This window comes from Pseudomonas caspiana, assembly GCF_040224095.2.
GTDB lineage: Bacteria > Pseudomonadota > Gammaproteobacteria > Pseudomonadales > Pseudomonadaceae > Aquipseudomonas > Aquipseudomonas caspiana.
This window is the reverse complement of sequence record NZ_CP167995.1, coordinates 5,342,411-5,356,038: the sequence shown is the minus strand read 5'-3', so window position 1 is coordinate 5,356,038 and position 13,628 is coordinate 5,342,411. Positions and strand designations below refer to the sequence as shown.

The following is a 13,628-nucleotide window of genomic DNA, read 5'->3' as shown; positions in this document are numbered from 1 at the left end:
GGGGTTAGGTATGCGCATTCGCGCGCTGGTTACTGTAGTGGGTCTGCTTTTGACAGCCCTGGCTGTTGATGCGCTGGCCGCAACACAGGTAAAAAGTGTCCGCCTATGGCGTGCACCGGATAACACACGACTGGTTTTTGACCTGTCCGGACCCGTCCAGCACAGCGTTTTCACCCTGACTTCTCCTGACCGACTGGTTATCGATATCAACGGTGCGACCCTCGGTGGTCCGCTGAATGTGCCCATGGCCAATACGCCCATTACCAGCATGCGTTCCGCTCAGCGGACCGCTACGGATTTGCGCGTGGTTATCGACTTGAAAAAGGCCGTGACCCCCAAGAGCTTCACCCTGGCCCCGAACCAGCAATACGGCAACCGCCTTGTCGTTGACCTGTTCGATGAACCGGGTGATGCCAATCCGAGTCCGACCATTCCCGATACGGCCGCGAACACCGCGCCTGCCGTACCGGTCAGTCCGGCCAAACCCGAAATCAAACTGACGCCCGTGCCTAACGGCAAGCGTGACATTGTGATCGTGATTGATGCAGGTCACGGTGGAGAGGATCCGGGTGCGTCCGGCAGTAGCGGGCAGAAAGAAAAGAATCTGGTACTGGCCATCGCCAAAGAGCTGCAACGTCAGATCAATGCTGAAAAAGGCTACCGCGCCGAGCTGACCCGAACCGGTGACTACTTCATCCCGTTGCGTAAACGCACCGAAATTGCCAGGGCCAAAGGCGCGGACCTGTTCGTGTCGATTCACGCTGACGCTGCGCCGTCGCGAGCGGCGTTTGGCGCCTCGGTATTCGCCCTGTCCGAGCGCGGCGCTACGTCTGAGACGGCGCGTTGGCTGGCTGATAGCGAAAACCGTTCCGACTTGATCGGTGGTGCTGGCGCGGTAAGCCTGGATGACAAGGACCGGATGCTGGCCGGGGTATTGCTGGACCTGTCCATGACTGCTTCGTTGTCATCGAGCCTCAATGTCGGGCAGAAAGTCCTGACCAATATTGGTCGCGTGACGTCGCTGCACAAATCCCGTGTTGAGCAGGCAGGCTTCATGGTGCTCAAATCGCCTGATATCCCGTCGATTCTTGTTGAAACCGGCTTCATCTCCAACAACGCCGAAGCCGCCAAGCTCAGCGCTGCCTCGCACCAGCAAGCACTGGCGCGTTCAATCAACTCTGGCGTGAAGCAGTTCTTCCAGCAGAATCCACCGCAAGGCACTTATATCTCCTGGCTACGCGATAACGGCAAACTTGCCCAAGGGCCGCGTAACCATGTGGTGCGTTCGGGGGAAAGCCTTTCGATGCTTGCCGCCCGTTACGACATGAGCCCTGCTGCGTTGCGCAGTGCCAATAATCTGAAGACGGATGAGTTGCGTGTCGGGCAGGACCTGAAAATCCCTAGCTCCGAGGTGGCGACTCAACCATGACCGATCTTCTTCTCGACAGTGTTGAGCCTGACGTTCAGGCCCCCGCCAGCGCAGCAGCCCTAAACGCTGCGCGCATCGAGTTGCTCAGCCCGCGGCTGGCCAACCAGATCGCAGCGGGTGAGGTGGTCGAGCGGCCAGCATCGGTCATCAAGGAGTTGCTGGAAAACAGCCTGGACTCAGGCGCCAAGCGTATTGATGTCGATGTTGAACAGGCAGGCATCAAGCTGCTGCGGGTTCGTGACGACGGCAGCGGGATTTCCTCTGATGACCTGCCTTTAGCCCTGGCTCGTCATGCCACCAGCAAGATCCGCGAGCTGGAAGACCTTGAGCGGGTCATGAGTCTTGGTTTTCGCGGCGAAGCGCTGGCGTCGATCAGCTCTGTGGCGCGATTGACTCTGACCTCCCGAACGCGTGATGCCGATCAAGCCTGGCAAGTCGAAACCGAAGGTCGCGACATGGCCTCCCGAGTCCAGCCTGCTGCGCATCCGGTGGGCACCTCGGTTGAAGTCCGCGACCTGTTCTTCAATACCCCGGCGCGACGCAAGTTTCTCAAGGCGGAAAAAACCGAATTCGATCACCTCCAGGAAGTGATCAAGCGCATGGCACTGGCACGTTTCGACGTGGCGTTCCATTTGCGGCACAACGGTAAGACGATCCTCAGTCTGCATGAAGCCAACGACGACACGGCTCGCGCCAGACGCGTTTCGGCCATTTGCGGCCCTGGTTTTCTGGAGCAGGCGCTGCCCATCGAGATTGAGCGCAATGGCTTGCATCTGTGGGGCTGGGTCGGGTTGCCGACCTTTTCTCGTAGCCAGGCAGACTTGCAGTATTTCTTTGTGAACGGCCGGGCAGTGCGCGACAAGCTGGTAGCGCATGCGGTGCGCCAGGCTTATCGCGACGTATTGTTCAATGGTCGTCACCCGACCTTCGTGTTGTTCTTCGAGGTTGATCCCGCCGTCGTTGACGTCAACGTGCATCCGACCAAACACGAAGTCCGCTTCCGTGACGGGCGTATGGTGCATGACTTCCTGTATGGCACGTTGCACCGGGCGCTGGGCGATGTGCGTCCCGAAGATCAGCTCGCGGGCGCTGCGCCCGTCACTGCCGTCGAGCGACCCACTGGCCCGCAAGCCGGTGAGTTCGGGCCGCAGGGTGAAATGCGTCTGGCCAATAATCTGCTGGAGCAGCCTCAGGCTCAACCTTATGCGCCGCCAGCCGGTTCAGGTGCGGGCGCTGGTTATCAATATCAGTACACGCCACGCCCTACAGCGACCTTACCCGCCGCCGAAGCGCAAAGCGCTTATCGCGAGTTTTATGCGCCGTTGCCCGGTACGCCTGCCGTTTCGTTGCCAGAAACTCAGGGCGACATTCCCCCGTTGGGTTATGCCTTGGCGCAACTCAAGGGCATTTATATTCTGTCGGAAAACGCTCACGGGCTGGTGCTGGTAGACATGCATGCTGCGCACGAGCGGATCATGTACGAGCGGCTGAAGATTGCGATGGCCAGTGAAGGCTTGAGCGGTCAGCCTTTATTGGTGCCTGAGTCTATTGCAGTCAGCCAGCGCGAAGCCGATTGCGCCGAAGAGCATATCGAGACATTCCAGCGTCTGGGCTTCGAGTTGCAGCGCCTTGGCCCTGAAAGTCTGGCGATCCGGCAGATTCCGGCCTTGTTGAAACAGGCCGAGGCCAATCGTCTGGTCAGCGACGTGCTGGCGGATCTGATGGAGTACGGCACCAGTGACCGGGTTCAGGCTCACATGAACGAATTGCTGGGCACCATGGCTTGCCACGGTGCGATTCGGGCCAACCGCCGTCTGGCGATCCCGGAAATGAACGGTCTGCTGCGCGACATGGAAAACACCGAGCGCAGCGGTCAATGCAACCATGGCCGACCTACCTGGACCCAAATGGGTCTGGATGATCTGGACAAACTCTTCCTGCGCGGTCGTTGAATGAGCGCTCTACCTCCGGCCATCTTTCTGATGGGGCCGACGGCTTCGGGTAAGACCGATCTGGCCATGGAACTGTGCAAAGTCCTGCCTTGCGAACTGATCAGCGTCGATTCGGCGCTGGTCTATCGCGGCATGGACATCGGCACCGCCAAGCCTTCCAAAGCGCAACTGGCCGAGTTTCCTCATCGTCTGGTGGACATTCTTGATCCAGCCGAAAGCTATTCTGCAGCCGATTTTCGCAGTGATGCGCTGGCTGCGATGGCGGAAATTACCGCTCGCGGAAAAATTCCGCTGCTGGTCGGCGGCACTATGTTGTATTTCAAGGCTCTACTGGACGGGTTGGCGGATATGCCGGCCGCTGATGCAAGTGTTCGCGCGGAGCTGGAAGCACAGGCTGCAACCCACGGCTGGCAGTCATTGCATGACCAGTTGGCAGCAGTGGATCCGGTGTCTGCGGCGCGCATCCACCCCAATGACCCGCAGCGATTGATACGTGCGCTGGAGGTTTATCGGGTCAGCGGGTTGAGCATGACAGCACATAGAGAACAACAAACTGCGCAAACTACTGATGCTGCGGCTTCTGGTAGACCGCAATTGCCCTATACTGTCGCCAACCTGGCCATTGCTCCGGCAGATCGCAAGGTGTTGCATGGCCGTATCGCATCAAGGTTTTCAACAATGCTGGACCAGGGATTCCTGGACGAAGTTCTGGCGTTACGCTCAAGAGGCGACCTGCACGCGGGTCTGCCATCGATAAGAGCCGTCGGTTATCGCCAGGTCTGGGATCATCTGGATGGAAAGCTGACATGGGCTGAAATGCAGGAGCGGGGCATTATTGCCACTCGCCAACTGGCCAAACGACAGTTTACCTGGCTACGTAGCTGGGACGATTTACACTGGTTGGACAGCCTGGCCAGCGACAATTTGCCACGCGCCTTGAAATACCTGGGGTCGGTCTCCATATTGAGCTGAGTCCTTGCAATAGCCGTCTATCCTTGGGGGGTGGCGGTTCAAGCCAATTGAATTCGAATTATTATTGATCCTTAAAGGAGTGCGGCACATGTCAAAAGGGCATTCGCTACAAGACCCTTACCTGAACACCCTGCGTAAAGAGAAGGTTGGGGTTTCGATCTATCTCGTCAACGGCATCAAGCTGCAAGGCACCATCGAGTCCTTTGACCAGTTCGTTATTTTGCTGAAGAACACTGTCAGCCAAATGGTCTACAAGCACGCAATCTCTACCGTTGTTCCGGTTCGCCCGATTCGTCTGCCTAGCGCAACCGAAGGTGAGCAGGGCGACGCTGAGCCAGGTAACGCCTGATAGGAGTCTGCTTTGTTCTTTGAGCGCCACAGTGGTGGTGAACGCGCAATACTCGTTCACCTGGATGGTCAGGACCCTGAGGCGCGCGAAGATCCGCAGGAGTTTCGGGAGTTGGCCATATCGGCTGGCGCCGATACCGTCGCGTTCGTCAACGTGCCGCGTCATCGGCCATCGGCCAAATATCTGATTGGCAGTGGCAAGGTCGAGGAGCTTCGCGACCAGGTCAAAGCCGAAAAAATCGATATCGTCATCTTCAATCACGTGCTGACACCCAGTCAGGAACGTAACCTCGAACGAGTTTTCGAGTGTCGCGTCCTTGATCGCACGGGGTTGATCCTCGACATCTTCGCGCAACGTGCGCGTACTCATGAAGGCAAGTTGCAGGTCGAGCTGGCACAGCTCGAGCACATGAGCACGCGGCTGGTTCGCGGCTGGACTCACCTTGAGCGCCAGGGCGGTGGTATTGGCCTGCGTGGTCCTGGTGAAACCCAGCTGGAAACGGATCGGCGCCTGTTGCGGGTTCGTCTGCGACAGATCAAAGGCCGTCTTGAAAAGGTCCGCAGTCAGCGTGAGCAAGCCCGTCGCGGGCGTAAGCGCGCCGATATCCCTTCGGTTTCACTGGTGGGTTATACCAACGCCGGCAAATCGACATTGTTCAATGCTGTGACCGATTCCGATGTGTTTGCTGCGGATCAGCTCTTCGCCACACTCGACCCGACCCTTCGCCGTCTGCAACTCGACGACCTGGGGCCTATCGTGCTGGCCGACACAGTGGGCTTCATTCGTCACCTGCCACACAAGCTGGTCGAGGCCTTTCGCGCTACGCTCGAAGAGTCCAGCAACTCTGATTTGCTGCTGCATGTCATCGACTCTCACGAGCCTGAGCGAATGGAGCAGATCGAGCAGGTTATGGCGGTACTCGGCGAGATCGGTGCCGAGGGCTTGCCGATACTCGAGGTCTATAACAAACTCGACCTGCTTGAAGGCGTAGAGCCGCAGATACAACGCGATGCCGATGGCAAGCCGCAACGTGTCTGGGTTTCAGCGCGTGATGGTCGCGGGCTGGACCTGTTAAAGCAGGCTGTTGCCGAGTTACTCGGTGACGATCTGTTCGTCGGCACCCTGCATCTGTCTCAGGATTTCGCCCGGTTGCGCGCCCAGTTCTTCGAGTTGGGTGCGGTGCAGAGCGAAGAATATGACGAGCAAGGCAGTAGCTTGTTGGCAGTACGTTTACCGCGCGTTGAGTTCAATCGTCTGGTGAGTCGCGAAGGACTGCAGCCGCTGGAATTCATCGAGCAACACACTTTGCAATAAAAGCGTGAGAAAGCCGTTGTACGGCTTTCTCGGGCATTCTGTAGCATTGGTCGGCGCGCCGCGGGCGCGTCTTTGCTTTATCAGATGGAGAGCGCTATGGCTTGGAATGAGCCGGGTGGCAACTCGAATAATCAGGATCCTTGGGGTGGTAAGCGCAAGGGCGGCGACCGCAAGGGGCCACCGGATCTCGACGAGGCCTTCCGAAAGCTGCAGGAAAGCCTGAATGGGTTGTTCGGTGGTGGTAAGAAACGCAGTGGTGGTGACGGTGGCGGTAACGGCAACCCTGGCAAGGGTGGCGGTTTCGGCTTGCTGGGCATTGGTCTGGTCGTGCTGGTCGCGATCTGGCTGTACAGCGCCATTTACGTCGTGGACGAGCAGGAGCAAGCCGTTGTGCTGCGCTTCGGTCAGTACCACGAAACCGTAGGTTCGGGTCTGAATATCTATTTCCCGCCGTTTGATCGCAAGTACATGGAAAACGTGACTCGCGAACGTGCCTACAGCAAACAGGGCCAGATGCTGACTGAAGACGAAAACATCGTCGAAGTGCCGCTGACCGTGCAGTACAAAATCTCCAACCTGCGTGATTTCGTGCTGAACGTTGATCAGCCGGAAGTCAGTCTGCAACACGCCACTGAAAGTGCTTTGCGTCATGTCGTGGGTTCCACGGCCATGGACCAGGTGCTGACTGAAGGTCGTGAGCTGATGGCGAGTGAAATCAAGGAGCGTCTGCAACGCTTCCTCGATACCTATCGCACCGGTATCACCGTCACTCAGGTGAACGTGCAGAGTGCTGCCGCGCCTCGTGAGGTTCAGGAAGCGTTCGATGACGTGATCCGTGCCCGTGAAGACGAGCAACGTTCGCGCAACCAGGCTGAAACCTACGCTAACGGTGTGATTCCGGAAGCGCGTGGTCAGGCCCAACGCATCATCGAAGATGCCAACGGTTATCGCGACGAAGTGATCTCGCGCGCCAAGGGTGAAGCTGATCGCTTTACCAAACTGGTTGCCGAGTATCGCAAGGCTCCGGAAGTCACGCGTGAGCGTCTGTACCTGGACACCATGCAAGAGTTGTTCACCAATACGAGCAAGGTCCTCGTAACGGGCGAAAAGGGCGGGAACAACCTGCTTTATCTGCCGCTGGACAAGATGATCGAAAATGGCCGTAGCGGTAACAGCGCTGCCCCGACTAACGGTGCCGCCGCAGTCGGAGCTGATGCAGGCGCACGCGCCGCAGAAATTCAGCAGCCGCGTACAAGGGAGACTCGCTGATGAGCAATAAATCGCTGATCGCCCTGATTGTTGCTGTAGTGCTGGCGGTAGTTGCCTGGAATAGCCTGTTTATCGTGTCCCAGACTGAACGTGCCGTAATGCTGCAATTTGGTCGCGTGGTTGAACCTAATATTCAACCGGGTCTGCACGTGAAGATTCCTTACGTCAATCAGGTGCGCAAGTTCGACGGCCGCCTGCTGACTCTGGATGCACCGACCCAACGCTTCCTGACGCTGGAAAAGAAAGCGGTCATGGTTGATGCCTACGCCAAGTGGCGTGTGAAGGACGCGGAAGTGTTCTACACCGCGACATCGGGCCTCAAGCAAATCGCTGATGAGCGTCTGTCGCGTCGTCTTGAATCCGGTCTGCGTGACCAGTTCGGTAAGCGCACCCTGCACGAAGCTGTGTCGGGCGAGCGTGACGCGCTGATGGCTGACATCACCGCTTCGCTGAATGCAATGGCAAGCAAGGAACTGGGTATCGAGGTTATCGATGTTCGGGTCAAGGCTATCGACCTGCCGAAAGAAGTGAACCGCAGCGTCTTCGAGCGGATGAGTACCGAACGTGAACGTGAAGCGCGTGAGCATCGGGCCAAGGGTAACGAGCTGGCTGAAGGCATCCGTGCCGACGCTGATCGTCAGCGTCGTGTGTTGCTGGCTGAAGCCTATCGCGAGTCTGAAGAGGCCCGTGGTGATGGTGATGCACAAGCTTCCGCGATCTACTCCAAGGCATACGGTCAGGATCAGGAGTTCTACGCGTTCTACCGTAGCCTGCGCGCCTACCGTGAAAGCTTCGCGAACAAGAGCGACGTGATGGTTCTGGATCCGAGCAGCGATTTCTTCCGCTACCTGGAAAAATCCAAGCCGTGATCTGAAAGCCGTAATCCACCCGCCGGGCGGCAAAACCGTTCGGCGGGGTGATCATGCGGTAAAACGTGTGTATGATGCGGCAGCCGGGAAATTCCCGGCTTTTTTGCGTCTGCACGATTGATTGGCCACAGCAGTGGCAAGATTTTCGAGGACAGTGGTCTGAAAGAGCCATTCTCGGGCGCTCGCCGTGCCCGCAGGAATGGGCGCAGCACCTGACCACTCTCTGCTTTACTCAAGGCTCGCCTCGGCGCGGGCCGCCCGGATCATAGGGGAAAGGCGTAATGGCAACGGTTGACCGCTGGCTGCTACCAGATGGCATCGAAGAAGTACTGCCACCTGAAGCGGCGCGCATAGAAGTAGCGCGCCGTCAGGTGTTGGATCTGTTCCAGAGCTGGGGCTATGAATTCGTAGTCACCCCTCATATCGAATACCTTGAATCTTTGCTCACTGGCGCGGGCTCGGACCTGGATCTGCGCACCTTCAAAGTGATTGACCCGCAGTCGGGCCGGCAAATGGGCTTTCGTGCCGACATCACGCCGCAAGTGGCGCGCATCGATGCGCATACCCTGCGTCGTGAAGGCCCGAGCCGTCTGTGCTATGCCGGTAGCGTGCTGCATGCGCAGCCGCGGGCCCTGTCTTCTTCGCGTAGCCCGATTCAACTGGGTGCCGAGTTGTACGGCGATGCAAGCCCGAGCAGCGACGTTGAAGTCATCAGTCTGATGCTCGCCATGCTACAACTGGCCGATGTGCCGGATGTCCACATGGACCTGGGGCATGTCGGTATCTACCGTGGTCTGGCTCGTGCTGCTGGTTTGTCCGGTGAAGTTGAGCAACTGTTGTTTGATGCCCTGCAGCGCAAAGCCATCGACGAAGTGATCGAGCTGACGGCCAATCTGCCTGCCGATCTGGCGTCGATGCTGCGTGCGCTGGTTGACTTGTGTGGCGGTCGTGAAGTGCTGGCTGCGGCCCGTGATCGTCTGGCCAATGCGCCTGCGCCGGTGTTGGCTGCCCTTGACGATCTGCTGACTGTTGCCGAGCGCCTTGCGGCGCGATTCCCTGAGCTCCCGCTGTATTTCGATCTGGGTGAGTTGCGCGGTTATCACTATCACACGGGTGTCGTGTTCGCAGTGTTCGTTCCGGGCGTGGGTCAATCCATTGCTCAGGGCGGTCGCTATGATGACATCGGTGCGGATTTCGGTCGGGCTCGCCCGGCCACCGGTTTTTCCACGGACCTGAAGACTTTGGTGACATTGGGCCGTGCGGAAATCGAATTGCCTTCCGGCGGTATCTGGATGCCGGACAGTACGGATGCAGCACTCTGGCAGCAGGTTTGTCAGTTGCGCAGTGAGGGTCAGCGTGTTGTGCAGGCGTTGCCTGGGCAACTGGTGGCTGCAGCGCGTGATGCCGATTGTGATCGGCAATTGATTCAGCATGGCGAGCGTTGGCAAGTCGTGCCGCTGGCTTCTTGAGTTTTCCTGTCGGCGGCCGCCGACACCAAGTTTGCGTGAATGAGGACAAGTGTTATGGGTAAGAATGTCGTAGTCCTGGGCACCCAATGGGGTGATGAGGGCAAAGGCAAGATCGTTGATCTGCTGACCGAACATGCTACCGCTGTAGTGCGTTACCAGGGTGGCCACAACGCTGGTCACACTCTGGTGATCGACGGCGAAAAAACCGTCTTGCACCTGATCCCGTCCGGTGTGTTGCGTGAAGGCGTGCAATGCCTGATCGGTAACGGTGTGGTGGTTGCTCCTGATGCGCTCATGCGTGAAATCATCAAGCTGGAAGAGAAAGGCATTCCGGTGCGCGAGCGTCTGCGCATCAGCCCGTCCTGCCCGCTGATCCTGTCGTATCACGTTGCGCTGGATCAGGCGCGTGAAAAGGCGCGTGGCGAGTTCAAGATCGGCACCACCGGTCGTGGCATTGGCCCGGCTTACGAAGACAAGGTTGCACGTCGCGGTCTGCGTATCGGCGACCTGTTCCATCGCGAGCGTTTCGCCGCCAAGCTGGGCGAGTTGCTCGACTATCACAACTTTGTGCTGGTCAATTACTACAAAGAGCCAGCCATCGACTTCCAGAAGACTCTCGACGAGTGCATGGAATACGCCGAACTGCTCAAGCCACTGATGCTCGACGTCACTGCCGCGCTGCATGAAATGCGTCGCGACGGTAAAGACATCATGTTCGAAGGCGCTCAAGGTTCGCTGCTGGACATCGACCACGGTACCTACCCGTACGTCACCAGCTCCAACACCACGGCTGGCGGCATTGCCACCGGTTCGGGTTTTGGTCCGATGTACCTGGATTACATCCTGGGTATTACCAAGGCTTACACCACGCGTGTGGGTTCGGGTCCGTTCCCGACTGAGCTGTTTGATGATGTTGGTGCGTTCCTGGCCAAGCGTGGGCACGAATTTGGTGCAACCACTGGCCGTGCTCGTCGCTGCGGTTGGTTCGATGCCGTGATCCTGCGTCGTGCTATTGAAATCAACAGCATCTCCGGCATCTGCCTGACGAAGCTTGACGTGCTTGATGGCCTCGAAACCATCAATATCTGCGTCGGTTACGAGAACGAGCAGGGCGCAGTCATCGAAGCACCAACCGATGCTGACAGCTACCTGGGCCTCAAGCCTGTGTACGAGCAAGTGCCGGGCTGGACTGAATCGACTCTGGGCGCCAAGACTCTTGAAGAGCTGCCAGCTAACGCTCGCGCTTACATCAAGCGTCTGGAAGAGCTGGTTGGCGCGCCAATCGACATTATCTCGACAGGTCCTGATCGCAACGAAACCATCGTTCTGCGTCACCCGTTTGGCTGATAAGTCGTTGATCTAAAAATAAAGGGTCGCATATGCGGCCCTTTGTTTTTTCTGGTTTTACCGTGGCCGCAGGAACGGCACGGCGATTGCTGTAATAAGCGTCAGAAAAGGTGCCATCATTTTAATGGCGCCGATGGTGGAGGGATTCCCCGTGTCAGCTGTCCTTTCTCTCTTGCGCAGCCGCTTGCTGCGCCCTGTGTTCATTGCCCTGGGTATCGCTCTTTTGGTGCAGGTGCTGGTTGCGGTCGCTCTTACCCGGAGCACTGTTACTGCGCTTGAAGCCGATCTTGCGAGTCGCCTGGGTGTAGATTCGCAACACTTGTCCTCCGAGCTCGAGCAGGCAAGTCGCGAAGTCACTTCAAGCCTCGACAATCTGGCGACCAGTACGAGCCAGCGCTTGAGCGTCGGCCTTGCAGCCCGTCTGAAGGATGAGCAGGCTCAACTGCGTGCCACGCTGGAAAAAGACCTCAAGGATTCAGCCACCGATATGGCCGAACTGTTGGCCGCTGTGGCACCCCGCGCCATGTGGGATAACGACACCCCTACACTGTCCGAATTTGCTCGTCGTGCGCAGCGCAATCCTAATGTGTTGTTCGTGATCTATGACGATGCGGCTGGCGAGCACTTGACCCGTTACCTGAATCGCGAAAATCCCCTGATCCAGGCGTTGCTTGCCAAGGGTGAAGGCGAGCGGGCGATGGATAAGGTGCTGAACGCTGCGAAAACAGACAGCTCGGTTTACTACGTCGAGGCCTCCATCAGCCCGAATGGTGTTGAGATCGGCAAGGTGCGCATGGGAGTTTCCACGGCCACAGTCGAAGAAAATCTCGTGGCTCTGGACAAGCGTTTTGCGACGCTGATCACCAGTGGCGGGCAGTTGGTTTCCGAAAGTCTGGCGGGCGCATCGAAGGACAGTTCGGCAGCACTGCGCTCGCGTCTGGATTCCGCGCAAAACGCTGCTTCTGCCATGTCGGCCAATACCACGTCGGCTGTGCAGGAAGCGGCTCAAACGCTGCGGTGGCGGATCGGCATGGGCCTTGCGCTAGTCGGGCTGGGCGTACTCCTGGTTCTGGCTGTGGTGCTGGGACGCAGGGTGGTCAACAAGCTGCTGTTGTTGATTGCAGCGCTGGATGATCTGGCGGCGGGCGAGGGTGATCTGACCAAGCGAGTGAAGCTCGACAGTAATGATGAAATTGGTGACATGGCGGCAGCCGTCAACCGTTTTGTCGCCAAGCTTCAGCCGATCGTCCGCGAGGCAGGAGATGTGGCACAGCGCACGGGCGTTGAAATCAATGCGATGAGCCAGCGTAACGCGGGTGCCGGTGCTGCCGCAGAGCTGCAGCGCGACGAAGTGGCCGCCAGCCTTCAGGCCCTTGAGCATATGGCTGAAGAAGCTCAGTCCGAAAGCCATGCCATGCAGGCAGCTTTGCGGCAGGTGGTGGACATCCGTCAGGCAACTGATGAAAACACGCGCACTTCAAACCAGGTGGGCGGCTTGATTGAAGCGCTGGCGGGCCAGGTCGAAACCGGTTCGAAAGTCATCGAGCGGCTGGCTCAGCAGAGCGAGCAGATCGAAGTGGTACTGGAAGTGATTCACGGCATTGCCGAGCAAACGAATCTGTTGGCACTGAACGCTGCCATTGAAGCTGCGCGGGCAGGGGAGACGGGTCGAGGTTTTGCTGTAGTGGCGGACGAAGTTCGTGCGCTGGCGAGCAAGACGCAAAGCTCTACCGGAGATATTCAGGCGCACATCGGCGCCTTGCAATCGGGGGCGAAAGAGGCTGTGGCGGCGATTGGACTGGCGGGGCGTCAGGCCAATGAAGGTCTGGCGGTGCTGCGCAATAGCGCTAAATTGCAGCAATCGGTTCAAGAGTCTGTTGAGCAGGTACACGCGGCGATTGGTCTGGCGACCAAGGCGGCAGTTCATCAGGCCGAAGGTGCTCACGCCGTGCGGGGGCGAGTGGAGGTCATACATGCTCAGGCACAACGTGCGGCGCAGGTCGTTGAGGAAACCACTGCTAGCGGCAAAGTGCTGGATGGTCTGGCTGCACAGTTGAAGGCGAGCCTGGGGCAGTTCCGGGCTTAATTGCAGGGGCGCTGGGGGATTTTTGTGGGAGCAGAGCCTGCTCTGCTCCCGCAGGTCCGGCTGCAATCCAAACCCCAGAAAGCACAAAACCGAGCACATGGCTCGGTTTTGTTTGAATTGGTGCCCAGAAGAAGACTCGAACTTCCACGACCTTGCGGTCACCAGCACCTGAAGCTGGCGTGTCTACCAATTTCACCATCTGGGCAGCATCAGCAGCGTTGCACGCCGTTGATGGAGCGCACTATACGGAGCAGGTTTTGATCTGTAAACCCCTGTTTTGGTTTTAATAAATGCTTTCCAGCTTCTGGGAATAAAAATGGAAAACAAAAATCTGAAATGCAAAAACCCGCTTTCGCGGGTTTTTGTGGGAGTCAGTAGATTTTACAATCTGCTACTCGAAATTGGTGCCCAGAAGAAGACTCGAACTTCCACGACCTTGCGGTCACCAGCACCTGAAGCTGGCGTGTCTACCAATTTCACCATCTGGGCAGTATCGACAAGCGTCTGCCTGTCGATGGCGCGCACTATACGGAGCGCTTTTTACACTGTAAACCCCCGTGGCGAAAAAAATC

Annotated in this window: 10 protein-coding genes, 2 tRNA genes and 1 pseudogene; 11 read left to right on the top strand and 2 right to left on the bottom strand. The window is 58.0% G+C overall.

From position 1 onward, the window contains the following. Window positions 1-10 precede the first annotated feature (10 nt). The 11 genes and pseudogenes from ABRP31_RS24300 to ABRP31_RS24250 all read left to right on the top strand — a co-directional run bounded on the left by ABRP31_RS24300 (window position 11) and on the right by ABRP31_RS24250 (window position 13,056). The gene (locus ABRP31_RS24300) at window positions 11-1,429 is read left to right on the top strand and encodes an N-acetylmuramoyl-L-alanine amidase (protein ID WP_087270031.1); all 1,419 of its coding nucleotides are present in this window, start codon (window positions 11-13) and stop codon (window positions 1,427-1,429) included. Then, window positions 1,426-3,381 (top strand): DNA mismatch repair endonuclease MutL, encoded by a 1,956-nt coding sequence (mutL, locus tag ABRP31_RS24295; protein ID WP_349971902.1) that lies wholly within the window; start codon window positions 1,426-1,428, stop codon window positions 3,379-3,381. Before ABRP31_RS24300 ends, mutL begins: the two co-directional genes overlap by 4 nt. Next, window positions 3,382-4,353, top strand: a complete 972-nt coding sequence (gene miaA / locus ABRP31_RS24290; RefSeq protein WP_349971903.1) for a tRNA (adenosine(37)-N6)-dimethylallyltransferase MiaA — start codon at window positions 3,382-3,384, stop codon at window positions 4,351-4,353. Window positions 4,354-4,441: 88 nt separating this feature from the next. After that, entirely contained in the window at window positions 4,442-4,702 is a 261-nt protein-coding gene (hfq, locus tag ABRP31_RS24285) for an RNA chaperone Hfq (protein WP_027900444.1), read from the top strand. A 12-nt stretch (window positions 4,703-4,714) separates the two neighbouring features. Next, window positions 4,715-6,016: a ribosome rescue GTPase HflX gene (gene hflX / locus ABRP31_RS24280; protein ID WP_087269877.1), complete on the top strand. Its 1,302-nt coding sequence runs from the start codon at window positions 4,715-4,717 to the stop codon at window positions 6,014-6,016. 96 nt (window positions 6,017-6,112) lie between these two features. Beyond that, window positions 6,113-7,285 carry an FtsH protease activity modulator HflK gene (gene hflK, locus ABRP31_RS24275; protein ID WP_349971904.1) on the top strand — a complete coding sequence of 391 codons (1,173 nt, stop codon included), beginning with the start codon at window positions 6,113-6,115 and terminating at the stop codon, window positions 7,283-7,285. Next, window positions 7,285-8,154 (top strand): protease modulator HflC, encoded by an 870-nt coding sequence (gene hflC / locus ABRP31_RS24270; RefSeq protein WP_087269871.1) that lies wholly within the window; start codon window positions 7,285-7,287, stop codon window positions 8,152-8,154. The genes hflK and hflC overlap by 1 nt, the downstream gene beginning before the upstream one ends. Window positions 8,155-8,435: 281 nt before the next feature. After that, window positions 8,436-9,623: an ATP phosphoribosyltransferase regulatory subunit gene (locus tag ABRP31_RS24265; RefSeq protein ID WP_087269868.1), complete on the top strand. Its 1,188-nt coding sequence runs from the start codon at window positions 8,436-8,438 to the stop codon at window positions 9,621-9,623. A gap of 54 nt (window positions 9,624-9,677) precedes the next feature. Continuing rightward, complete coding sequence (locus ABRP31_RS24260; RefSeq protein ID WP_087269865.1) at window positions 9,678-10,970, top strand: adenylosuccinate synthase; 1,293 nt, start codon at window positions 9,678-9,680, stop codon at window positions 10,968-10,970. 124 nt (window positions 10,971-11,094) lie between these two features. Next, a pseudogene (locus ABRP31_RS24255) lies at window positions 11,095-12,150 on the top strand (methyl-accepting chemotaxis protein); the annotation flags it as partial. Between the two features lie 21 nt (window positions 12,151-12,171). After that, window positions 12,172-13,056 (top strand): methyl-accepting chemotaxis protein, encoded by an 885-nt coding sequence (locus tag ABRP31_RS24250; RefSeq protein ID WP_372489473.1) that lies wholly within the window; start codon window positions 12,172-12,174, stop codon window positions 13,054-13,056. Between the two features lie 118 nt (window positions 13,057-13,174). On the opposite strand, the gene ABRP31_RS24245 is transcribed toward ABRP31_RS24250, so the two are convergent. Together ABRP31_RS24245 and ABRP31_RS24240 are read right to left on the bottom strand one after the other, a co-directional pair. Then, window positions 13,175-13,261 (bottom strand) — tRNA-Leu (locus tag ABRP31_RS24245). Window positions 13,262-13,458: 197 nt separating this feature from the next. Further along, a tRNA-Leu gene (locus ABRP31_RS24240) sits at window positions 13,459-13,545 on the bottom strand. Window positions 13,546-13,628: the final 83 nt, after the last annotated feature.